This is a genomic window from Vibrio sp. 1F255, from assembly GCF_041439145.1.
Lineage (GTDB): Bacteria > Pseudomonadota > Gammaproteobacteria > Enterobacterales > Vibrionaceae > Vibrio > Vibrio crassostreae_C.
This window is the reverse complement of record NZ_JBGONQ010000033.1, coordinates 12,272-34,132: the sequence shown is the minus strand read 5'-3', so window position 1 is coordinate 34,132 and position 21,861 is coordinate 12,272. Positions and strand designations below refer to the sequence as shown.

General features: G+C 43.0%; 23 protein-coding genes and 4 pseudogenes. 11 read left to right on the top strand and 16 right to left on the bottom strand.

All coding sequences use genetic code 11. The features are described 5' to 3' along the window. Window positions 1-11: 11 nt before the first annotated feature. From ACED41_RS17385 to ACED41_RS17360, 6 genes are all read left to right on the top strand, one after another. Window positions 12-797, top strand: coding sequence for a DapH/DapD/GlmU-related protein (locus tag ACED41_RS17385; RefSeq protein WP_371725344.1), 786 nt, complete (start codon window positions 12-14; stop codon window positions 795-797). Beyond that, complete coding sequence (locus ACED41_RS17380) at window positions 790-1,908, top strand: glycosyltransferase (protein WP_371725343.1); 1,119 nt, start codon at window positions 790-792, stop codon at window positions 1,906-1,908. Before ACED41_RS17385 ends, ACED41_RS17380 begins: the two co-directional genes overlap by 8 nt. Next, entirely contained in the window at window positions 1,905-3,329 is a 1,425-nt protein-coding gene (locus tag ACED41_RS17375) for a Wzz/FepE/Etk N-terminal domain-containing protein (protein WP_017063900.1), read from the top strand. Before ACED41_RS17380 ends, ACED41_RS17375 begins: the two co-directional genes overlap by 4 nt. 367 nt (window positions 3,330-3,696) lie before the next feature. Next, window positions 3,697-4,797, top strand: coding sequence for a glycosyltransferase (locus ACED41_RS17370; RefSeq protein ID WP_371725342.1), 1,101 nt, complete (start codon window positions 3,697-3,699; stop codon window positions 4,795-4,797). Next, complete coding sequence (locus ACED41_RS17365; protein ID WP_371725341.1) at window positions 4,794-5,981, top strand: glycosyltransferase family 2 protein; 1,188 nt, start codon at window positions 4,794-4,796, stop codon at window positions 5,979-5,981. Before ACED41_RS17370 ends, ACED41_RS17365 begins: the two co-directional genes overlap by 4 nt. Before the next feature lie 9 nt (window positions 5,982-5,990). Beyond that, window positions 5,991-6,650, top strand: a complete 660-nt coding sequence (locus ACED41_RS17360; RefSeq protein WP_017063903.1) for a sugar transferase — start codon at window positions 5,991-5,993, stop codon at window positions 6,648-6,650. Between the two features lie 253 nt (window positions 6,651-6,903). Here the strand turns inward: ACED41_RS17360 and ACED41_RS17355 are convergent. The 9 genes and pseudogenes from ACED41_RS17355 to ACED41_RS17315 form a co-directional block, all read right to left on the bottom strand. After that, window positions 6,904-7,419: pseudogene (locus ACED41_RS17355) on the bottom strand (GNAT family N-acetyltransferase). Window positions 7,420-7,497: 78 nt separating this feature from the next. Continuing rightward, window positions 7,498-7,779: a hypothetical protein gene (locus tag ACED41_RS17350; RefSeq protein ID WP_017059577.1), complete on the bottom strand. Its 282-nt coding sequence runs from the start codon at window positions 7,777-7,779 to the stop codon at window positions 7,498-7,500. Window positions 7,780-7,973: 194 nt separating this feature from the next. Beyond that, entirely contained in the window at window positions 7,974-8,378 is a 405-nt protein-coding gene (locus ACED41_RS17345; RefSeq protein ID WP_102320222.1) for a DUF1801 domain-containing protein, read from the bottom strand. 104 nt (window positions 8,379-8,482) lie between these two features. Next, window positions 8,483-8,935: a hypothetical protein gene (locus ACED41_RS17340; RefSeq protein WP_102320223.1), complete on the bottom strand. Its 453-nt coding sequence runs from the start codon at window positions 8,933-8,935 to the stop codon at window positions 8,483-8,485. A 26-nt stretch (window positions 8,936-8,961) separates the two neighbouring features. After that, window positions 8,962-9,384 (bottom strand): hypothetical protein, encoded by a 423-nt coding sequence (locus ACED41_RS17335; protein ID WP_017063908.1) that lies wholly within the window; start codon window positions 9,382-9,384, stop codon window positions 8,962-8,964. Between the two features lie 207 nt (window positions 9,385-9,591). Next, window positions 9,592-10,074: an AAA family ATPase gene (locus ACED41_RS17330; RefSeq protein WP_371725340.1), complete on the bottom strand. Its 483-nt coding sequence runs from the start codon at window positions 10,072-10,074 to the stop codon at window positions 9,592-9,594. Further along, window positions 10,071-10,277: a hypothetical protein gene (locus ACED41_RS17325; RefSeq protein ID WP_371725339.1), complete on the bottom strand. Its 207-nt coding sequence runs from the start codon at window positions 10,275-10,277 to the stop codon at window positions 10,071-10,073. Before ACED41_RS17325 ends, ACED41_RS17330 begins: the two co-directional genes overlap by 4 nt. Window positions 10,278-10,918: 641 nt before the next feature. Continuing rightward, complete coding sequence (locus ACED41_RS17320; RefSeq protein WP_017070867.1) at window positions 10,919-11,344, bottom strand: hypothetical protein; 426 nt, start codon at window positions 11,342-11,344, stop codon at window positions 10,919-10,921. A gap of 114 nt (window positions 11,345-11,458) precedes the next feature. Then, window positions 11,459-12,094, bottom strand: a complete 636-nt coding sequence (locus tag ACED41_RS17315) for a hypothetical protein (RefSeq protein ID WP_371725338.1) — start codon at window positions 12,092-12,094, stop codon at window positions 11,459-11,461. Window positions 12,095-12,190: 96 nt separating this feature from the next. Between ACED41_RS17315 and ACED41_RS17310 the strand changes: the two are divergent. Together ACED41_RS17310 and ACED41_RS17305 are read left to right on the top strand one after the other, a co-directional pair. Then, window positions 12,191-12,328 (top strand): annotated as a pseudogene (locus tag ACED41_RS17310) (IS110 family transposase); the annotation flags it as partial. Next, window positions 12,328-12,606: pseudogene (locus ACED41_RS17305) on the top strand (transposase); the annotation flags it as partial. The pseudogenes ACED41_RS17310 and ACED41_RS17305, both read left to right, overlap by 1 nt. 22 nt (window positions 12,607-12,628) lie before the next feature. Here the strand turns inward: ACED41_RS17305 and ACED41_RS17300 are convergent. After that, window positions 12,629-13,294 (bottom strand): cold-shock protein, encoded by a 666-nt coding sequence (locus ACED41_RS17300; protein WP_371725337.1) that lies wholly within the window; start codon window positions 13,292-13,294, stop codon window positions 12,629-12,631. Between the two features lie 128 nt (window positions 13,295-13,422). After that, window positions 13,423-13,851 carry a VOC family protein gene (locus ACED41_RS17295; protein ID WP_229647958.1) on the bottom strand — a complete coding sequence of 143 codons (429 nt, stop codon included), beginning with the start codon at window positions 13,849-13,851 and terminating at the stop codon, window positions 13,423-13,425. 209 nt (window positions 13,852-14,060) lie between these two features. Between ACED41_RS17295 and ACED41_RS17290 the strand changes: the two are divergent. Further along, a pseudogene (locus tag ACED41_RS17290) lies at window positions 14,061-14,191 on the top strand (IS110 family transposase); the annotation flags it as partial. Between the two features lie 530 nt (window positions 14,192-14,721). Here ACED41_RS17290 and ACED41_RS17285 read toward each other — a convergent pair. The 5 genes from ACED41_RS17285 to artP all read right to left on the bottom strand — a co-directional run bounded on the left by ACED41_RS17285 (window position 14,722) and on the right by artP (window position 18,720). Continuing rightward, the gene (locus ACED41_RS17285; RefSeq protein ID WP_371725336.1) at window positions 14,722-15,471 is read right to left on the bottom strand and encodes a DUF2971 domain-containing protein; all 750 of its coding nucleotides are present in this window, start codon (window positions 15,469-15,471) and stop codon (window positions 14,722-14,724) included. Between the two features lie 313 nt (window positions 15,472-15,784). Continuing rightward, complete coding sequence (gene artM, locus ACED41_RS17280) at window positions 15,785-16,453, bottom strand: arginine ABC transporter permease ArtM (RefSeq protein ID WP_017080525.1); 669 nt, start codon at window positions 16,451-16,453, stop codon at window positions 15,785-15,787. Continuing rightward, entirely contained in the window at window positions 16,450-17,136 is a 687-nt protein-coding gene (artQ, locus tag ACED41_RS17275) for an arginine ABC transporter permease ArtQ (protein WP_017083621.1), read from the bottom strand. Before artQ ends, artM begins: the two co-directional genes overlap by 4 nt. 3 nt (window positions 17,137-17,139) lie before the next feature. Further along, window positions 17,140-17,871 carry a lysine/arginine/ornithine ABC transporter substrate-binding protein gene (locus tag ACED41_RS17270; protein WP_371725335.1) on the bottom strand — a complete coding sequence of 244 codons (732 nt, stop codon included), beginning with the start codon at window positions 17,869-17,871 and terminating at the stop codon, window positions 17,140-17,142. Window positions 17,872-17,991: 120 nt separating this feature from the next. Next, window positions 17,992-18,720, bottom strand: a complete 729-nt coding sequence (gene artP / locus ACED41_RS17265; RefSeq protein ID WP_032545343.1) for an arginine ABC transporter ATP-binding protein ArtP — start codon at window positions 18,718-18,720, stop codon at window positions 17,992-17,994. 570 nt (window positions 18,721-19,290) lie between these two features. Between artP and ACED41_RS17260 the strand changes: the two genes are divergently transcribed. After that, window positions 19,291-21,126, top strand: coding sequence for an ABC transporter ATP-binding protein/permease (locus tag ACED41_RS17260; protein WP_371725334.1), 1,836 nt, complete (start codon window positions 19,291-19,293; stop codon window positions 21,124-21,126). A 149-nt stretch (window positions 21,127-21,275) separates the two neighbouring features. Beyond that, complete coding sequence (locus ACED41_RS17255; RefSeq protein ID WP_371725333.1) at window positions 21,276-21,740, top strand: acyl-CoA thioesterase; 465 nt, start codon at window positions 21,276-21,278, stop codon at window positions 21,738-21,740. Window positions 21,741-21,861 lie beyond the last annotated feature (121 nt).

Here is a 21,861-nt window from a genome sequence, read left to right as displayed (position 1 = left end):
GGATTTTCATTATGACGTCAGTATCTATACATCAATTCAAACATTGGCTTAAGTTTCATCCTAATTCTCGAATTAGAAATGTGTTTTTCATTTTGAAAAACATCAGAAGCGCAGAGCTACCTACCCCTAAACTATTTAATCGCTGTCTATATCAAGCGCACAAGCTAGTGGTGAATCTGGTTTCTGGCTTTACGCGATTCTTCTACTGGACTCCGGCTTTCAAAGGTCGTGTGGCTCAATGTGGCAAACGCCTGTATTTGTATGGTGGACTGCCTTTCGTCAGCGGTCCGGTGCAAATTACGATTGGCGACAACTGCCGTATCTCTGGCCACACGACATTCTCTGGTTGTACTCAACAACTTGAAGGCTTGGAACACCCACTATTGTCGATTGGCAATAACGTCGACATTGGTTGGCAGTCGACTATCGCTGTTGGAGGTAAAGTGGTTATCTCTGACAACGTACGAATCGCAGGCGGCGCTTTTCTATTTGGATACTCTGGACACCCGCTTGATGCAAAACGCCGAGCGCTAGGTGAAGGTGACGACCCTCAGCAAATCGGTGACATCATTCTTGAACCCGATGTTTGGTTAGGCACGAATGTGACGGTCAAAGGTGGCGTAACCATCGGCGAAGGTGCCGTAATAGCCGCAGGCAGCGTAGTAACAAAGAATATTCCTGCCTTCGCAATCGCAGGTGGCAACCCAGCTCGAGTTGTCGGTCACACCAAACCCGTTGAAGTGACAGAATCCGATATGTTCGATTCGTTAGAGACTCATGGAGGTGACCATGCGTGATTTAATCGTATTTGGTGAAGACTTTGGTGGCCTGCCTTCATCGACTCAACATTTAGTTCGTCACCTTGCTAAGCAACACAAAGTCTTATGGGTCAACTCTATTGGCTTAAGACAACCGAAGCTGTCCGCTAAAGATGCCAGCCGAGCGTTCAACAAGTTGTTTGGTAAAACCAAGGCCGTAACTCAAAACATGCTCGACTCTGAGGGACACGACAACATTACTATCGTTAACTTAAAGACAATCCCTGCGCCTGCTTCTAAATTTTCTAGAAAGTTGGCTCAGCAAATGATGTTGCACCAACTAAAACCGATTATTGCGGAGCTTAATCTGAACGCGCCTATCCTATGGACCTCTCTTCCAACCGCTGTTGATTTATGCGGACACTTAGGCGAGTCATCTGTGGTCTATTACTGCGGTGATGATTTTAGCGCGCTGGCTGGTGTTGATCATGACACCGTTGCACAGCACGAATCAGAGCTAATCGAAAAATCAACGCTTATATTCGCGGCTAGCAAAAAAGTGATGGATAAATTTCCAAAGCATAAAGCGCACTTGCTACCACATGGTGTCGACGTAGACCTATTTTCAACACCCGCACCAAGAGCAAAAGATTTACCAAGCAACCACCGCCCTATTGCTGGTTTTTATGGCAGCCTTTCTAAGTGGCTTGATTATGAAATGATTGATCATGTTGCGAATGCGATGCCGGAATGGGACTTTGTTTTCATAGGTCCAAACGAGCTTGATACGCTCATGCTGCCTAAGTTGAGTAACGTACATTACCTTGGCCCTCGTCCACACCACACGCTACCAAGCTATTCTCAACACTGGGATGTGAGCTTGTTGCCGTTTGTTGATAACGAGCAGATCCGAGCGTGTAGCCCACTCAAACTAATGGAATACCTTGCGGCGGGCACACCCATTATCACAACACCGTTCCCTGCTTTGGTTCCATATCAAGGGCACGTAACCACGGTTGGCAGTGCCAACCAAATGATTTGGGCGCTTGATCATGCACGCGAGCTAAGCAACTCACCTATCTCTGTCGTCGAACAAGAGAGCTGGCAGAACCGTGGTAACTTCGTACATTGGATGTTGGAGCTATTATGAATAATCTGAAATTGCGGTTATTAGTCATCATCAATGCGATGTGGCGCCAACGCTACGTTATCGTTCTGCCAATGCTTATTTTGCCCTTTGTAGGCTTTGGTGTGAGCAAGTTGGCTCCAACTAAATATGACGCGCATACCAGTATGTTGATTCAAGAAACGGCCAAGATGAATCCATTCTTGGAAGACATTGCCGTTTCGACGATGCTCAAAGATCGACTTAACGCATTGAGAACACTGCTTCACAGTCGACATGTGCTTTACTCGGTCGCTGATGAACTGCAATTAACCACGCCAGATATGCCTGAAATTGAGAAACAAGAGATCATTACTGACCTGTCTCAACGTCTAACGGTGACTCAGCTTGGAAAAGATTTTCTAAAGATAAGTCTAACGTCGAACACACCAAATGGAATGGAAGCGACGCTGCGCTCGGTAAGTGAACATTTCATTGAACAGTTACTCGCACCGGAACGTTCATCGATTGAAGATTCAAGTAACTTCTTGAAAATCCATATCGACAAACGTAGCGCAGAGCTTGCAGAAGCAGAAGAAGCGCTAGCTGCATACATGAATGAGAATGTTCATTCGACGCCTGAGGTACAGAGCCAAAGTTTGAATCGCTTAGCTTCACTCAAACAAACACTGGCAGAAAAAGAGGCCGAGTTATCGGGTGTCGAAAAAAGTTTAGGGTCAATCGACCAACAACTTTCAAGAACCAACCCTGTGATCGGTAAATTAGAAGACCAGATCATCGACATTCGTAGCGACCTTACCTTGTTACAAGCTAAATACACGGACAAGCACAGTGCTGTGCAAGCTAAAGTGCGTGAGCTAGACAGACTAGAGAATGAACGTAAGAGTTTGCTCGAGGTAACCCAGCCAACGATGAACAGCGACCAGCTTTGGGACATCGCAAGTAGTACGACACTGAACAAACTTTCTGATACCCAACCTCTTCTGGTCACTCAATTACACAGCCTACAGCTGGTTCGTGCTCGCTTTGAGTCTTTAACTGAAGAGACCAAAAGCCTTCGAACTATGATTTTCGAATTAGAACACAAGGCCAATAACTTCGGCGAAAATGCAAAAGAGATGTACCGCCTTAAACGTCAAGTTGAAATCAAACGTCAACTATATGATGAACTGACAGAGCGTTATGAAATGGCTCAACTAACGGGTTCGCTTGGTGTATTCGAGCAAAACAAACGTGTGAAGATTATCGATTTGCCTTTCACACCGAGTGTCAAATCTAACATGCCGACTTTTGTTTTTATTCTGGCTGGATTCGTTGCAGGTATCGGTTTGGGTATTGGTTTAGCGGTATTGTTTGAACTGTTTGATTCTTCAATCAAACGCAAAGACGAAATCGAAGATATCTTGGGTGTCCCTGTGATAACGGTGATCCCTAAAATGAGCTAGTCAGCCTCAAAGCCATTTTTGACTTGCTAGATTCACAGCTTTCTAGTTTCCAAGCTTCGTGCATCCTAGAGCAAAACGCCAACACTCGGTTGGCGTTTTGTTTATTTAGAGCCCCAAGTTCTAATGCTACTTTCGATTTACCCAAGCCCTATGATTCAAACTGCCATTCGATTGTATTTTGTTTTGATTCCCATTTTGAGAAATGAAAACTGCCCTAGAATTAAATAATCTAAACAACTGAAAAATAACGGTTATTTAATTGGCACAACTCCTGCAATCTCCTTGTGTAGTTAAACGTTTTAAAGAAGTTACTTCAAGAGAAACGTCAGAAAGGCGAAACAACAATTATAAAGGCAGGGTCCAAACTATGAATACGCATTTAACGAAGCATGGCAAAAAGATCATACACGTTGTTCAGCACCTTGCACCGGGTGGATTAGAAACCCTAACTCTGGATTTGCTCCGCCTTGCTAAACCAACAGACCAAGTGTTGATTGTCAGTTTAGAGGGTACTAAACAAGAGTCTATAAACAACTGGCCGAAGCTAGAGCCATACAAAAAGCAAATCGTCTTTTTGGATAAAGCACCAGGCGTACAATTCAATATCATTATTAAGCTAATTAAAGCCTTCAACGCGATTCGCCCTGATGTGGTTCATACCCATCATATTGGCCCACTGTTATACGCTGGTTATGCCGCTCGCGTAACCGGGGTTCCAACTCGAATCCATACCGAACATGACGCTTGGCATCTGAACAACAACAAACGTCGTCGATTACAAGCGATTGCTTTAAAAGCTGCTCAACCAACGTTAGTTGCCGACGCGACACGTGTTTATAACCAACTACGCACTGCTTTTTCTTATGAGAACATCATTACCATCAAAAATGGCGTTGATTGTGAGAAGTTTAAGCCAATGTCGAAAGAACACGCGAGAGCAAAACTAAACCTGCCGACAGACAAACACATCATCGGTTGTGCAGGTCGACTAGAACATGTCAAAGGCCAAGACCAACTTATTAAAGCACTGACTCTTTTACCTGCAAACATGGTTGTCGCATTGGCTGGCGGCGGTACTAAACGCAATCAACTAGAGCAACTGACTAGCCGCTTGAATCTGAGTGACCGAGTCATCTTTCTTGGCTTAGTTGAAGACATGACCACGTTTTACGGAGCGTTGGATACGTTCTGCCTACCTTCACGCCACGAAGGGCTGCCGCTTTCTACACTTGAAGCTCAAGCATGCAATATTCCAACCGTCGCAATGGACGTTGGTGCCGTCGATGAAACCTTATGTCCAGTCAGCGGCGCCCTCGTCAAAAGCGGCAGCATTGTGGGGTTAGCTAGTGCGCTATTAGAAAAGCAAAATGAACGCTTTTTGTCACCTCGTCGTTACGTACTCGAAAACTTCGACATCATCAAAATGGTTTCGTCTTACAACGATATATCAGAAGGAGCTTACGCATGATTGATTGGTTGCTTGCGGGACTTTGTTTGTTTTCAGGTGCGTTGATTGTCTATCATCACGCAGCCTACCCTTTGTTACTGCGTTGGTATGCGAAAAGCCACCCCGCACGCAAAGTTGAAGAGAGTCATCGTTGCTACAAAGAGGAACAGCAAGATTGTACGTTGCCGACCATCACCGTTCTTGTTCCTGCATTTAACGAAGAACAGTGGATCGCAGACAAGATTCGTAACCTTGCTTCACTCGATTACCCAAAAAAGAAGTTGGAAGTCATTATCGCTTGCGATGGTTGCACTGATAACACAGTCGCCATTGCACAAATGACCATACAAGAAGCGATGTGCAGTGATGTCTATTTTGAGATACATGACCATCAAGTAAACCGAGGTAAAGTCGCGGTTGTTAATGAAGAAGTGACACGTATAACCAGTGATATCACGGCGATGAGTGATGTTTCTGCCCTTATTTCATTGGATGCTTTGCTTATATCTGCCGCTCATTTTGAAAGTGACAAGGTTGGAGTGGTAAACGCAACGTATCAACTTTGTCCAACAGGCAATGAAGGCGAAAACACGTATTGGCAGTACCAAACCGCGGTTAAAGAGTCTGAGGCTTCGTTAGGTTCTAGCTTGGGTTCTCATGGCGCTTTCTACTTGTTTAGAACACACCTGTTTGAACTGCTTCCACTCAACACTATTAATGATGATTTCATCTTACCGATGCAAATCGTTAAACAAGGTTACATCGCCGAATACGAAACCCAAATGGTTGCATTAGAGCTAGAAGAATCGAACCTAGAAACAGACTTCAAAAGAAGACTTCGTATTTCAGCGGGCAACATGCAACAAGCGATTCGATTATTTGCCTTGTTCAGCCCGAAGTTTAAAGGCATCGCGTTTGCGTTCTTTTCAGGAAAAGGGCTTCGCCTACTCACTCCATATTTAATGATTGTGTGCTTAGTGTGCTCAATCTTACTTAGCAACTACTTGGTATTTGAAGCGCTGTTATGGGCTCAAGTTGCCGTTTATACCATTGGCGTCCTTGGCTGCATCTTGCCAAAGCGTCTAGTAAACAAACCTATTTCATTAATCTCTTATTTGATAGTTGGACACTACGCCAACTTCATTGGTGGCATTCGTTACCTAATCGGACTAGAAAACTCACCTTGGACACGAGCAAATCATTAAGGACTTATTATGATGAACATCGAACAGCTATCTACCCAAAACCTATACCAATACAAAATCTCACGTGCTAAACGTACTTTCGATTTTGTAAGCTCACTGATTGCTTTGATTTTGCTAGCGCCCGTATTTCCGTTGATTGCGATGGCGATTGCACTCACTTCTCGTGGCCCTATTTTCTACCGTCAATTGCGCGTTGGTAAATCGACACCGGAGAAAATGGAAATCTTTGAGATCATGAAATTCCGTAGCATGTACGAGGATGCAGAAACTCGCTCTGGTGCAGTTTGGGCTACCGCGAATGACCCACGAATCACGCCTGTTGGCCGCTTTTTGAGAAAGACACGTCTTGATGAACTGCCACAACTGATCAATGTACTGAAAGGTGAAATGTCTCTAATTGGCCCGCGCCCTGAACGCCCTACTTTTTACACCAAACTAGAGAACGAAATTCCTTACTTTGCCGACCGTACATACGGTGTAATGCCTGGTATTACAGGGCTTGCACAAGTAAATCAAGGTTACGACACCTGTATTGATGATGTACGTCGTAAAGTAGGTTTTGACCACAGTTATGCACTAAGCCTATGTTCGGTTAAGTCTTGGATTGCCGCTGATCTCAGCATCATCTCTAAAACAATCATCGTAATGGTAGATGGTCGAGGTCGCTAAACCAGTATGGTCTAATGTGGATACAAAGCCTGTTTTCTATAAAGCCTTAGGGGGCGATTGGAAAGTCGCTAATGAAACACAGAGTGCCGAATTAGCCCACGTTAACTAGACTCGCTGCTCTCGGTTCTCAGTTGAATGGTGTAATAAGGTTTCTTCCCTATCAATTGACGTAAACATTGGCAATGAATGTATAACGCAGATGTGGCTTGAGTTAGGGATTAGAAATTAAGAGCTGAGAGCTCAGAGTTAAGAATTAAGAGTTAAGACGAGAAAGCTTATATTCATAGAAAACCACAGCACTTTCGTCAGAGGCTTGCTCAACAAAACCTAGCTTTTTAAGTAAGTTGGCAGAGGCTATGTTTGAACGATCGACACCGCCAATCAGTGTTGACCATGACTCCATTTTAGCGACTTCTGTGATGAAACCCTTCAGTAGCTCACTCGCTAAACCCTTGCCCCAGAACTCTTCTGCAAGCAAGTAGCCAATATGAGCATCACTTTCGTCTTCTACATAAGCGAACAGAAAACCAATCAATTGATTATCGTTGGATTTCACTTGAAGTAAGCGGCTCCCCGACAACATTCGGTCGAGCCAAATTTCAGCCAGCTCACCTGACACAATACCATGAAAGTATGGTGGAAGGTTTTCAACGACTGACGGGATTAGAATGCCAGGTACTCGCTAAAGCAGAGCCGAACGTTCAGGAACAGTAAGTTCACCTGCGACTTCTTCTACTTTTAGTCTTTGAGTTTCAAACGAGATCGCCATGTGTCCTGCCCAATTTGATAAAAATGTGGATTATACACCTGAGTTCTCGTGTTGGCTTCGTTTCCAGGCTAAAGCAAACTAAAGAACAGCCACGCCTTCAACTTCAATCACTGAGTTAACATTTGCTCGCTCGATTATCTTGAGTAACGTCGTTTGAACTAATTCATTATCTCGGATTTCGGTTTCACAAGAAAAACGCTCTTCTTGAACACCATCGCCCTCACCCAGCATAAATTGAACCGCGACTTCCGTTGCGAGATCTTTGGTCGTCCCGTAATACGCTAACGTGATTTTTGGGTATCCGTGGTCGCCTTTTTTAACCTGCTTTGCGATACGTTTTTTGGCTTTATCTAAATTCATACAACTTCCTTTTAAGTTTGAAATACAAGGTGACTAGAACACCTTTTTAAACGGTAAGCAATACAATCAGCGTTGGTTATAGAGATTCCCTAGCCTCTTGATACTAATCAAGATGGTACAGTCTTAGCACTTTAAAGAGTGATAGCTAGAACACAGAAAACCTGTTTAAGAAATATAATGACAACACATAAGAATTACGCGCCAAGAAGCGGTAGATGTTTTCGTTGTTGATAAGTTAAGGCTAACTCTAAGCACTGCTTGATTGGTGCTTTGGGAAGTGGTTCAGTTAGGTTCAAGACGATTGCCCGATTACCTTGAAATACCAATGTGCCATCGTGCAATTCTCTGAATGTGTCGACTAGCTTCGTTTGACAGTTAAAGAACAAGTAATAGTTGTTTGGTGACTTCAATTTCCAGTCGATTCGAATTGGGCTGCCCGTCTTAACGCTGTAACTCGGCTCGCCCCATTTCAGAGACTCTTCGACTTCAGCTAGTTCCAAATCAGAGCAAAGCTCAAAGATTAATGAACGCAACTCTTCAAGCCGAGCTCGAACATCATCGGGATACTCGTCGAAATGTGTTTTGATTGCTTGGTCCATTGAACCTCCGATCCACTTGTTGAGATATTAAAATGCAGCTCACTTAAAGCATACAGCCTTAAAAATTAGTCCAACTCAAAACGAAAAGTGCCAAGCCTCGTAAATCAATTTTGAGTTATCTGTTCGTTAGCGGTTTTCAAGGCCAGCTTTAAACCGTCCGTATCCTTACAACCAATGTAAACATGCTTTCCATTGCTTAGGCTTAACTTCAACGCTGAACCTATCGATGCATTATACAACCAACCATCGCTCAGCATTCGGATACCAATACCTTGATACCACTTGCTTTGATAAAACGATGTCTCTGTAATGTCTGACACTTCTACATTCTTACGCCAAAAGCCAAAGCCGAAATACCAGCTTAGTACATTGTCTTTGACCTCAATGGTCATGGAGAAAAAGAGCAAAGCAATTAAACCATTGATGGCGTGAGCGATTAATGTCCCGGGGTTATTATCCGAGGTAACGACAATGAAAGCACTTATCGCAACAAGGATGAGCAGCAATCCCTTGTTGAATTCCTTACTATAAAACACAGCGACAACTCCTATAGACAACGAACAACCCACTAACTAGCCAACAGTTATCTTACTGCAGCCTTTCTAAATAATCGTAGCAAGTAATGCAGGCATACTCCCACAACCAAACCAAGTAGCATCGCCTTGATACTACCAACCCAAAGTATCAAGCCAGAATAACCTTGTCCCGGACCTAAGCCTTGTTTATTAATCACATCGACGAACATAAATCCGTTCCACAGCACATGCAGTGAGGCTGTAAATCCATGCACACAAATTGCGATGGTTCCAAGTAACTTGTACTTGCTAATGACTGGTGCGCCACAAAAAATGACAACAAGCGCAAAGGTAAAAATCAGAGGGCCAGACAATACTAAAGTGAGTGTGGTTACTTCAACGTGGCTCTCTATGCCATAACTGTATGTACAAAATACCATTGTCATTGAAAACAAAAGCGAAATGAGTGCGAACCATAGCGTTCTATTCATTGGGGTTCCCTGCCTTAATAGTGGGTTTAGGACAAATTCGATAATCGACAGGAAGAACTAATTACCAAAAATACGGTATGAGAAATGCCCTTGTTACTCTACTATTCGATGGACGACTCAGACTTTCATAAACCCAATGTAACGGAAGACTTAGAACACAAGCTAGATAATAAAAATACCACTCACCTCCGCGCCTGACTACATACCTTATCGAGCTTCCTGTTGAACCCAAACAACATTTTCATTTGAAGTGGGAACCTCAAACCAAGACCAAAACAGATCTAACATTTCAGGTGTCATTTCATAAGACTTACCATCCAGTTCAGAGTTACGGCTAAATGCTCTCTGCTTACAAGTCTCAAAGGGAACATCAAGGTAGTGAACTTCGCTGTCCACGCCTAGGTTTGATGCCCAGCTTATAAAAGAATCTCGGTCAGACTTACGCCAAAAACCAAAGTCAAAAATCACCGGAACACCCAAGGAAAACAGCTGCATTGCAGAGTCCTTGAATAAACCTTGAAGCGCAGCCAGCCGGCGATCAAAAACTTCACGCTCCATATGTTCGCCATACAAAGGAATCATCCACTCATCAATCGAGAAACGAAAGGCGCCATGCTTTTCTGCAATCGCTTTAGAGTAAGTCGTTTTACCCGAACCAATAAAGCCACATACGAAATAGATTTTAATCATGATGCTCCATTAGTCTCCTTGTTACGCATGATTCTTTCTTTTAGAAGTGTACCAATACTGCTCACTACAAACGTAAAAGCAAACGCCACAATTGGCCGATAGAAATCAAACGCACCATCCGTCATAAAAATGTACTGATGAATGGCAACACCAAAGCCAACCCCTAATGCCAACTTCAGATTCTTGAAAATTCCTTGTCTCATGTTCATTCCCTCGTAGAAAGCAACACTATGTATAGGTGTGAGTGACGTTATGACCAGACCTTAAACCATTGTTACATAAACACTGAGATTGAAGTAAGCCGAAAACAACAGCGCTGGGCATTAGTCTTAAATGCTATGTCGGGCTAATTTTTCCTGACGTTCTTGAGTGCATGTTTGATCTTGTCGTAAATAAAACTAAGAACCGCACCGACAAAGACAAATAAACTAAGGTCAATCAGAGCAAGCTTAAGACTGAACGGATCTGAAAACAGGTTATAGGTGAATCCCATTTGCAAACCAATAAATTTAGCTAAAAAAACTGTAGGTATGATCAGAAGTATATTCACGTATTACCTGAAAAATTGACTAGAAGTAGAGTTCTAAAGCACATACTACTTTTGCTCATTTCTCAGGCAAGGAAATAGGTCTCGATTTACCCTGAAATGGGGATGAAATATGAATTTCACCACGATGAGTGGTGCGCCCTGTTCAGGGCGGAGTAACGCAATGCCGAAGCAGCCGTATACTTCTTAAATGACTAATACAAAGACATAGTGAAAATGCCATGCGTTGAGAATCACTCTTGAGCAGCTCGGATGGATAATAAGCACTCCAATCTAGTAAGATGAGGTCCAGACTTGCTATGCGTTACTTCCAAGCTCAGAATTTGGCCCCAACTTATTGCTAAAAACGAACAGACAACTAACCAAAATGCCTATCTCGAAAAGCTGACATAGAAAAGATGCTGTCTTAAACACCAGACCAGATTCCATCCAGGGCATCGCTATTTCGATTAGCGCAGCGGCAAAAACCAAAGTATACCCAACCCATTGATGCCATTTACCTAACATTGGCGAGAAATGATAGAAAGCTAACAAATAGAGCACCGAAAAAAAAGGCATTATAAACCAAGTGAAATACTCAAGAATTTCAACTAACGAGCGACCACCTTCGCCCAAAGTCGCCATTAGAATCGGGATAATAAAATTGAGTATCATGTAAAGAAACGGATAGATAAGAATACCCAAGGCAAGATACCGAACTGACTTTTTAACTCTAGTTTCCACTTGTACTACCTTCTCAAGTTGGAGTAGCGCATGACGCTAAACGTCTAGCTAACCTGCACAGCACCTTGGCGTATGTTTTTGCGAAGCAAAATTGCCAAGCGTGAAGTGTCTGGTTTAGCGTTTTGTTAGGCTTTTATATGTTGAAGTTGGATTAGAACCATACAAAGCAAACCAATATGGCAGTAGCAACCCAAATGCCATTGAGCCACCGACAAACGTCGTTGGAACGCTTTGTAAAACCAGATCCACAACCTTATCGTACTGTTCCGAACTCATTGTTGATTTGCTTAAATATACCTCATAAGAAAAGCAAATTGGTTGATATACAGACATTCTTAGGAACCAACCCAACGCACTAACAGGTAGCAAAAACAACAATGGCTTCGTCCATTTTGTAGGCACTACAAAATGGATTCCGGAAATCAAAAATAGGAACGCCACATATAAAGTGTTTGCCGATATATTACGAGAATCAAAAGCATAAGATTGACCTTCATACATCATTAGTACTGAAACCCCAAGGACACTAACTAAAAACAGTTTCCCGAACTCTTTTGTAAGCGACAAGCGAAGAAAGCAGTAACCTATGACCAATAGAAACACGGTAAGCCAAATATAAGCATCCCAGTTCATTTCTAGGAATCGAGGGCGCGAAGTTTCGATAAGTATTAGGAACGTATTCGCTATGGGCAGATAGAGAATCCCAACGAACCCAAGGCGAAGAAGTGCCCAAGCAATCTGTCGTTTCATTTTGGTGCTTCCTCCTTGAAGCCTAACGAATGACATGGATTCCCCCTACCGAGGATCTGCCACACTGATGTGGTACTTAAATGCATCGGAGGCACCATGTCTGATTATTCTTATTTCTGCGGTATCGACCTAGCTAAAAACCACTTCAGTCTTCATGCCGAAGACCAAAATGGTAAGGTCATACTACATAAGTCAGTAACCCGCTCTAAACTACAGATTTCGATAGCAAATATACACTCATTGGTGTCGCACCAATCACACGCGAAAGTGGTCGCTACAAAGGTATGCACGAGATCCAAGGTGCTCGAGCGCAAGTACGCACAGTGCTATATATGGCAATGATGTCAGCCATGCAATGTAACCCCTTATTCAAAGCGACTTATGCTCGACTTGTAGCTGCCGGAAAGCCTAAGAAAGTCGCAATAATCGCGTGTGTTCGAAAGATGGTTGTGACCCTTAACACTATGCTGAGAGATGGCGCCATGTGGGATGAAAACACAGCAAAAAACTAATCATTGACGCCATAGTTGTTTGTTATGTACCTGCCGCCAACAATAATATAAACAAAAGAATGCCACCTAAGATAAACCAACCAGCATTACTTTTTTCTAGTTGCTTTGCCCTAACCTTATCTTCTTCCGATTTTATTCCAAAGAAAAGAGCATCAAAATAATCAATCTTACTTTGTAAATCTTGAACAGATTGACTTGCTTCTGATACTGAATCACATGGCGTCTGATCCGTTACTACAGCAAAATCTCCTTTAAATGCATGAACGGTATATCGATAATTACCAGAGCGGAACGTTTCTTTCTCAAAATTCATATTCAATATGGCATTACAACCAGCATCTTTAGCTAGAGTTTCAATATGCTCACGCGCTTCATCTAGACCTTTAATAAACCGACATTCAATCGAGTTCTGCTTTTCAACAGTTCCATATTTAGGCTTCGAAGCTTTGGTGGTGAAAAACCCCACCATTTCTTTCTTGAAATATACTGTTGGAACTCTAAGTTTCTTCGCAGCCAACCCCCTAGGGTTTGGCGTAGGATCAAACTCTACAACTACATTTTTTACCAATTTAGCTTCATCTGATTTATCTAACAATGCAGAAAAATGTAGAAAGTAACTTTCACCATCATCACCATTTATAAAACCATACTTCTTACTAGAAATATACGATACAACCTTGCCTTTCAAGCTAACTCCTTATGTTGAAAATGTTGTTACCTAACGCTAAATTAACGTGCCAAAAACCATGGCACATACTTTCCACGAGGTGAAAATGCCAAGCGTTTTTGGTCATTGTTAAACGCCTTGTTATAACACTACTCTGACGATTTCGCTTTCTCTCCAAGGTGCTGGGTAAACCTTAATAAATAACCATCTAGATCTTGTATTAGAAACTCTCGTTCACCTGATAGCTTTTCACCAATGTCATACCATGTTTCTTTTAAATCACGGAAAAAACGTACGTTAGCTTTCTTCAGTCTTTCAACTAGCGGCTCTAAATCTGAAAGCTCTATTTGAAAGTTTACTCCACGTCCTAATGGAGTAACTAACTCACTAGTAATCCACCCTGAATCCGTGATTTGTTCGAGCATGATCTGAACCTGTTCTTGTTCAAGGTATACAAAGTCAGGGTTTTCTCGCTTAATACGTACAGAGAAGCCAAGCACATCGACGTAAAATGATAACGACGCTTCAAAATTACTAACTGATAATTCGGGAACCATCGGGTTCCAGTATTCTTCCATAATCTATCCTTGCTATATGCTATGATACTGCCTGTGTTATAACGAATGACATGGATTCCCCCTCCCGAGGATCTGCCACACTTATGTGGTACTTAAATGCATCGGAGGCACCATGTCTGATTATTCTTATTTCTGCGGTATCGACCTAGCTAAAAACCACATCAGTCTTCATGCCGTAGACCAAAATGGTAAGGTCATATTTATAAGACAGTAACCCCGTATTCAAAGCGACTTATGGTCAACTTTTAGTAGCTGAAAAACCTAAAAAGTCGCAATAATCACGTGTGTTCGAAAGATGGTTGTGACTCTTAACTCTATGTTGAGAGATGGCGCCATGTAGGATGAAAACACTGTCAAAAATTAGTCATTGACGCCATAGTCGTTTGTTATAAAACTACAGGTAAGAACGATCTATGGAGCCATTTCTTTGAGCCTGCCTGCATTGCATTTGCGTTGACTCATCAAGATTACGGTACTCGAGCTCGTCCAATATTGCCTTTCTTCCACCATCCCAAGCGAGATCTGCTTCCAAGCCAATTCGATAGCCTAACGCATAACACAAATCATAAGTTTGATAACGCGCAGGATCATTCTGTGGGGCTAGAACACTACAGCCGGCTGTTGAGAGCATAGTTATTGTAGCCAGCATGAATTTACTAATCATAAGTTACTCTATGTTGCTAAGTTATTTTGTTTCAACTTTACTCTAGATAACATTTCACACTTACCATTTTACGCCAGTTTCATAACACCCTGCTAAGGGGTGAGCGACGCCTGCCACCTAACTCAGACCATTGCACCGTAAACACAAAACTCAATTTAAACCGAAAATGCCGAGCATTGCGAATCAGCCTTAAAGCGTTTGTATGTTTATTCTTCAAAGCGCAAGCCCAAACCCTGAAAATCAATTTCCTGATTTAGGTTTCTTTCAGTTAAAGCATATTTTGATTCAGAAAAGTCCATACATGCGAGGTCTATACTACCATTCGTCAAAATCGATAGCGTTCGCTTGTCTTGTGAAGATGCCTTAGCGCCAATATAGATCTTGGTGATTTTGCCCGGATGAGGATTTCTGTTATTACCATCATGGATAATTCGATACTCGTTTTCATACGCCCAAGATTCATGCTTTATGGTCAAAGCTTTACTTATCATTGAGTAGTATTCCTCAGCCTGTCCAGCTGCCCGCTTTTGATCATGCAATTCCATAAACTCTTGGTCAGTATTCGGCAATAAATCAAGGTAATCATTTATGGCTTCAACTGATTTATACTCAACTTTACGAGCGTTTTGTACGATAAACAATCTGTCATTGGGAGAATCTCCGAAAATCCCTTGTTCTTTTAAACTAACAATTTCCTCATCACTAAAAGGCGTATATTCAATACAAATTCCTTTATGCGAATCAGCATAGTGAGACCACATTAGCAAATTGTTATGCTCAGTTGCCAAACATAGTATTTTCTTGGTTTCTAAAAAGAACTCTTTAAACTTCTTCCCTTTCATTAACGCACAATCAAATGGGTCATTGAAACTGAGCGGAGAGCTATACCAACAATACTCATTGATAAACGCATCAAGAGTATTCTTATTTAATGTCATGTATTTATAGAACTTCAAGCTTAACCTCTTTAAACATAACAGCTATTAGACCGAAAAATTCTGCATTTAAATACAGAATTATTCTATCTAGTTTCATATGCACAGCAATTTACCACGATTAATCACAGCAATTCAGTGACTTAAAACATAGATAGACTCATTGAATGACAAAATGCAGAATATTTCTATATAGTATGAATTTCGCAAAAACCCCGCTCTACTAGATATAAAAACAGTACCTCTGCGCATACCCCAAAAACAAAAAAGCCTGCCATTTATGCGAACATAAATGGCAGGCTTTATACGTTAATTAAATTTGTTTGTGGCTAGCTTACGCGGCTTCGAATGCGAGGGCTTTCTTCTCTACTTGGCGGAAGATCAGCGTTAGTATGCCGTTTACTGCTAAGTAGAATGCGCCGGCGATACCAAACACAGTAAGTGTGTCGTAGGTTTGGCCGTTAATACGCTGAGCGTAACCCATCAAATCCATGATGGTGATGGTGCTTGCCAGTGACGTACCTTTGAAAACTAGAATCACTTCGTTCGAGTAAGCTGGAACGGCGCGGCGCAGTGCGTATGGCAGTAACACTTTCAGCGTTGCGATTTTGTCCATACCAAGTGCGCGACATGCTTCCCACTGCCCTGCTGGAATGGCGTTGAATGCGCCTCTGAACAGTAGCGTGCTGTATGCGGCAGTGTTCAAAGCTAATGCTAACATTGCACAGAACCAAGGTTGGCTTAACCAAGTCCACATGAAGCTTTCACGAATCCAATCGAACTGACCCGGGCCGTAATAGACCAAGAAGATCTGCACCAACAATGGTGTGCCGGTGAACAGCGTGATGATGCCACGTGTTAACCAGTGAATCGCAGGTATTCTTAGGATTAGCGTTACCGTCATCAGCAGTGACAAGATACAACCAACCAGCAATGAAGCGCCTGTAAGTTGAAGACTGGTCACTAAGCCTTCAAGCATTTGAGAGAGGTATTGTTGATTCATGCCATTGCCCCTTTGTTACCCAAACCTTGAATAGAGAACTTACCATCAATCACTTTTACCAATCTTTGTGTGATTAAAGTGATGACCAAGTAGATTGCTGCTGCTGTCGCGTACCAAGTAAATGCTTCGTGCGTTGCCGCTGATGTTAGTTGTGCTTGTTTCAGCAAATCCGTTACGCCAATCAGCGATACTAATGCGGTGTCTTTCAGTAACACTAACCATTGGTTGGTTAAACCTGGTAGCGCGTGTCTTACCGCTTGAGGTAACACGATACGAAAGAATGAACGCGATTGAGAGATACCAAGCGCGCTTGCTGCTTCTCTCTGCCCTTTGCTTACTGCTTTCAAAGCACCACGGATGGTTTGTGAAGCGTAAGAAGCAAAGATAAGTGACAGTGCAACAACACCAGATAAGAACGGGCTCACTTCTATGAAATCGCCAGTGATCATGAACAGAACTTGTGTCGAACCAAAGTAGATAAACAGTACGACCAGAATTTCTGGTAAACCACGAACAATCGTCACAAATGCAGTCGTTGGCCATTTGATTGCAATACGACGAGACATCTCACCACTTGCAAACAAAACTGCTAGAACCAATCCAACCAATAGACTTACGAACGCAAGCTGAACAGTCATCCAGCTTGCTTCGACGAGCCCTAAAGAGTAACCCGTTAATTCCATAAATTACTTACCGAAGTACTTGTTGAAGATCTTGTCGTATTCGCCGTTCGCTTTCACTGCAGCAAGTGCAACGTTAAGCTGGTCTACAAGTTCTTGGTTGCTCTTGTTTACTGCGATACCAAAGCCGTTACCGAAGTACTCTTGGTTTGTTACTTGGTCGCCAACGTACGTTAGATTGTCTTCTTTCTTGAACCATTCTGCTACAACGGCTGTGTCACCGAATACAGAATCGATACGACCGTTTTTCATGTCGATGAATGCATCTTGGTAGCTTGAGTAAGGTACCGCTGTTACGCCAGTCATTTGCTCAAGTAGGAAGCTCTGGTGAGTAGAACCGTTTTGAACGCCAACACGCTTACCTTCTAGTGCTGCTTGGTCTGCTACTTTGCCTTCGAAAGAAATGAATGCTGCAGAGTTATCGTAGTATGCGTTAGAGAAGTTCACTTGTTGAAGACGCGCTTCTGTGATGTCCATTGCCGAGATAGCCGCATCGTAACGTTTGAATTTAAGTGCAGGGATCAAGCTATCGAATGCTTGGTTGTGGAAAGTACAGGTTGCTTTCAGCTCTTCACAAAGTGCGTTTGCTAAGTCTACGTCAAAACCCTGAATTTGGTTGTTCTCATCCATGTATTCGAATGGTGCGTACGTTGCTTCCATCGCGAATTTGATTTCTTCTTTAGCCGCTGCGTTAAAAGAAGCAAGGCCGATAAGTGAAGCTAGTAGAATCTTTTTCATTTTGTTACTCCGAATACTGTGTAATAGCGGCCTGTGGCCATTCTTATAATTTGATTGTTTTAATTGATGTTGTGTTTAGCTAGATCTAGTGAGTCAACTTTCTTTTAATAAGTGACTTACTTAATGAGTCAGATACTCGGCAAACTCAGGTGTCTGCGGATTAACGAATGAATCGCTGGTGCCGTGTTCAACGATGTACCCTTTCTCTAGGTACAGAACGTGGCTAGCAATCTTCTTCGCGAAATCGACTTCATGCGTCACGACCACTTGGGTAATGCCCGTTCCGCTCAATTCTTTAATAATGCTCACGACTTGGTTGGTGATCTCAGGATCAAGCGCCGCTGTTGGTTCATCAAACAACAACACATCCGGTTTCATCATCAGCGCACGTGCAATCGCAACACGCTGTTGTTGACCGCCAGACAGTTGAAGTGGCCAAGCGTCTGCTTTGTCGGCAAGTTGAAGTGTCTTTAGGACTTCTTGCGCTTGCTTAATCGCTTCTTGCTTATCCAAACCCGCCACTTTGGTTGGTGCTTCAATCAAGTTTTCCATCACCGTCATGTGTGGCCATAAGTTGTATTGCTGGAACACCATGCCGACTTTACGACGAAGTTTAAGCCCCTGCTTCTCTTGGATTTGGCTTGAAAAATCGAATTGCTCATTCGCAATGTCTAATTCGCCGTTGTCTGCGATTTCAAGCAGGTTCAATACACGCAGTAATGAACTCTTGCCCGCGCCGCTTGGGCCAAGCAATACCAAGGTTTCGCCACTCTCACAGTCGAAACTGATGTCGTGAAGAACTTGGGTATCACCGTATGATTTGTTGATGCTCTTTACTTGAATACTCATGCCACAATACTGCATTAATTGTCATTTGTTGGTTATTCTATTCAATCCGAGGTTTTATGCAAGAAAAATGTATAAAAAACTACTTTGTTGAATTTTTGTAACAAATATTCCACAAAAAACAGTCGCTATAACTGGTCTTACAACCAAAACTTACAAGTCATTGATAAAGCTAATATCGAGATAAATAGCAAACGTTTTGCTATCAATTTATAAATCATTGCACGGTTGCTTGTTTATGTGTGCACTCTCCTATCAACGCTAATTTACTTGCATAAAAATTAGGGTTAAATAGCTTGGTTTCCTATCCAACTGACTGGATCAAAATGCTTAGTTTTCCTTTAAGGTCGTTTCGAATTATTCACTTAGTGTTGATGAAATATTGGAAATTGAGTTTCCTAAGGAGCGTCACAGCGCAATAAATGCTTTAATGGGTTCGATTCTCAACAACAATTACTGCCCAGCGAACAACGCGCAGTACAGGCAATAAGTCATAAAGCAATTAGCCATAAGCAACAAGCAACAAGCAACAAGCCATCTATTTTTAAAGCGACAACACATTAAGGCAGTCATATGCAAAACGATGTCTCTTCTACGCTCGACTCGAACCAGCGACAGACTCAGCGATCGACTCAACAAGCGCCAGACCCCAAACCTGAGAAAAAAAGCCTCAGTATTTTGTTTGAGCTGAGTAAATTCATTCAGCCTTATAAAGGTCGTGTTATTGCTGCGTTGATCGCGTTGATCTTCACAGCGAGCTTAACCCTTTCAGTCGGACACGGTATTCGTCTTCTTATCGACCAAGGCTTCAGCCAACAATCGTTGTCAGACTTAGGCAGCGCGATTCAATTCATCATGGTGGTGGTCGTGTTGATTTCGATTGGTACTTTCTTCCGCTTCTACTTGGTTTCTTCTGTTGGGGAACGCGTGAGTGCAGACATTCGCTTATCGGTTTTCAATCATGTCGTGACGCTGCATCCGAGTTACTTCGAAACCAATGGCAGTGGCGACATCATGTCGCGAATCACCACGGATACTACTCTGCTTCAAAGCATCATAGGTTCATCGTTCTCGATGGCGATGCGCAGCGCGTTGATGTGTATTGGTGCAATCATCATGCTGTTTGCGACCAATATTAAGCTGACGTTGATTGTATTGGCCTCGGTGCCATTTATCTTGATTCCGATCCTTGTTTATGGGCGCCGTGTAAGAGCCCTATCTCGCCAAAGCCAAGATTCCATGTCTGATGTGGGTTCTTACGCAGGTGAGGCAATTGAGCACATTAAAACGGTGCAAAGCTACAGCCGAGAAGAGCAAGAGAAAGCATCATTCGCGGTAGAAGTGGAAAAGGCGTATGAGATTGGTCGCCAGCGTGTAAAACAGCGCGCGATTCTTATTTCTGGCGTTATCGTGATTGTATTTAGTGCTATTGCAGGCATGCTTTGGGTTGGCGGCAGTGATGTTATCAACGGCACTATGTCGGCTGGTGACTTAGCGGCGTTTGTGTTCTACGCAATTATGGTTGCTTCATCGTTAGGTACGATTTCTGAAGTGATGGGTGAACTGCAACGCGCGGCAGGTGCGACCGAGCGATTAATCGAGATCCTACAAGTTGAAAGCCATATTGTTGCGCCAGTTGCGAATCCAACTTCGCTTGCTAACGTAACGCCAGAAGTTGCATTTAATGATGTGACCTTCTGTTATCCATCAAGACCGGACCAACCCGCAACAAGCAACCTCACGCTTACTGCCCATGAAGGCAAAGTGTTGGCACTGGTTGGCCCGTCTGGCGCAGGTAAAACTACCCTGTTCGAACTGCTGCAACGTTTCTACGACCCACAAGTGGGTAAGGTCACCTTAGGCGGTGTTGAACTGAATCAGTTTGATCCTAACGAGCTAAGAAAGCAGATGGCATTGGTACCGCAACAACCTGCTCTGTTCAGTAACGATGTGTTCCATAACATTCGCTACGGCAACCCGCAGGCAACAGACGAGCAAGTGATCGAAGCGGCGAAGAAAGCGCACGCACACGAGTTCATTCAAAACCTACCTGATGGCTACAACAGCTTTCTTGGTGAACGTGGTGTAAGGCTTTCTGGTGGGCAGAGACAACGTATTGCTATCGCACGTGCCATCTTGAAAGATCCAAATATTCTATTGTTGGATGAAGCAACCAGCGCACTAGACAGTGAAAGTGAGCATCACGTACAACAAGCGTTAGAAGAGTTAATGCGTGGCAGAACGACGATCATTATCGCCCATCGATTATCAACAATTAAACACGCCGACCAAATTGCGGTGCTCGATAAAGGACAACTAGTAGACATCGGCGACCACCAGTCTCTCATCAATAGCTGCGAATTGTACCAACGCTTGGTTGAGCTGCAATTCAAACACCTTAGTGCGTAACCATTGAGTGGATGTGCAACTAAGTCACTGACATTGTGTGGTTTCAAGCTTCAAAAACTTAAATCACGCGTGTTGCAGTTTTGTTAATTTAGCGGTAGGGTTTTTATTCCAATAACAACTTACCCCTACATAACAATAAGAGAGTTCGCATGGAAGCACTATTATCTGACTACCCGGTAGTAACAGAAATCCCTGTCGCTTGGGGAGAAATGGACGCACTCAATCACGTTAACAACGCTGTATATTTTCGCTATTTCGAAACCGCTCGCTTAGATTTTTTCAAGCACGTCGAGCTGATGGAAGAGATGGCGATTACCAAAGTTGGTCCTGTTCTTGGTGACACTTACTGTAAGTATTTCCGCCCAGTCACGTATCCAGATACCTTGATGGTCGGCTCACGTGTTACCGATATTCAAAATGACCGATTCACCATGGAATACGCGATTGTCAGTAAGGCTCAACAGAAACTGACGACCGTTGGCACTGCGACTATCGTGATGTTTGATTTTGCTTCGAACCAGAAAGCCCTGCTCTCGCTGCGCTTAACCAATGAAATCGAAAAGATGAACACGTTGAAGAGCCCATGCTTCAAACAAGAAACAGTGACGGAATAACGTATTCGCTGATTGAGAAAGACTCAGAAAGTTTCAGACATTAAAAAGGCCACTCGATTGAGTGGCCTTTTGTTTATTGGTGCTGAGTGCTTATAAGCGGTTGAGCGTTATAAACCTTGAA

Coding starts and splice junctions, on each gene's coding strand:
- ACED41_RS17375 (WP_017063900.1), top strand. CDS start 1,905: ATGAATAATCTGAAATTGCGGTTATTAGTCATCATCAATGCGATGTGG.
- ACED41_RS17260 (WP_371725334.1), top strand. CDS start 19,291: ATGCAAAACGATGTCTCTTCTACGCTCGACTCGAACCAGCGACAGACT.
- ACED41_RS17385 (WP_371725344.1), top strand. CDS start 12: ATGACGTCAGTATCTATACATCAATTCAAACATTGGCTTAAGTTTCAT.
- ACED41_RS17335 (WP_017063908.1), bottom strand. CDS start 9,384: ATGAATAGAACGCTATGGTTCGCACTCATTTCGCTTTTGTTTTCAATG.
- ACED41_RS17295 (WP_229647958.1), bottom strand. CDS start 13,851: ATGGAAGAATACTGGAACCCGATGGTTCCCGAATTATCAGTTAGTAAT.
- ACED41_RS17345 (WP_102320222.1), bottom strand. CDS start 8,378: ATGGACCAAGCAATCAAAACACATTTCGACGAGTATCCCGATGATGTT.
- ACED41_RS17270 (WP_371725335.1), bottom strand. CDS start 17,871: ATGAAAAAGATTCTACTAGCTTCACTTATCGGCCTTGCTTCTTTTAAC.
- artQ (WP_017083621.1), bottom strand. CDS start 17,136: ATGGAATTAACGGGTTACTCTTTAGGGCTCGTCGAAGCAAGCTGGATG.
- ACED41_RS17255 (WP_371725333.1), top strand. CDS start 21,276: ATGGAAGCACTATTATCTGACTACCCGGTAGTAACAGAAATCCCTGTC.
- ACED41_RS17325 (WP_371725339.1), bottom strand. CDS start 10,277: ATGAGACAAGGAATTTTCAAGAATCTGAAGTTGGCATTAGGGGTTGGC.
- ACED41_RS17370 (WP_371725342.1), top strand. CDS start 3,697: ATGAATACGCATTTAACGAAGCATGGCAAAAAGATCATACACGTTGTT.
- ACED41_RS17365 (WP_371725341.1), top strand. CDS start 4,794: ATGATTGATTGGTTGCTTGCGGGACTTTGTTTGTTTTCAGGTGCGTTG.
- ACED41_RS17380 (WP_371725343.1), top strand. CDS start 790: ATGCGTGATTTAATCGTATTTGGTGAAGACTTTGGTGGCCTGCCTTCA.
- artP (WP_032545343.1), bottom strand. CDS start 18,720: ATGAGTATTCAAGTAAAGAGCATCAACAAATCATACGGTGATACCCAA.
- ACED41_RS17360 (WP_017063903.1), top strand. CDS start 5,991: ATGATGAACATCGAACAGCTATCTACCCAAAACCTATACCAATACAAA.
- artM (WP_017080525.1), bottom strand. CDS start 16,453: ATGAATCAACAATACCTCTCTCAAATGCTTGAAGGCTTAGTGACCAGT.
- ACED41_RS17330 (WP_371725340.1), bottom strand. CDS start 10,074: ATGATTAAAATCTATTTCGTATGTGGCTTTATTGGTTCGGGTAAAACG.
- ACED41_RS17315 (WP_371725338.1), bottom strand. CDS start 12,094: ATGAAACGACAGATTGCTTGGGCACTTCTTCGCCTTGGGTTCGTTGGG.
- ACED41_RS17350 (WP_017059577.1), bottom strand. CDS start 7,779: ATGAATTTAGATAAAGCCAAAAAACGTATCGCAAAGCAGGTTAAAAAA.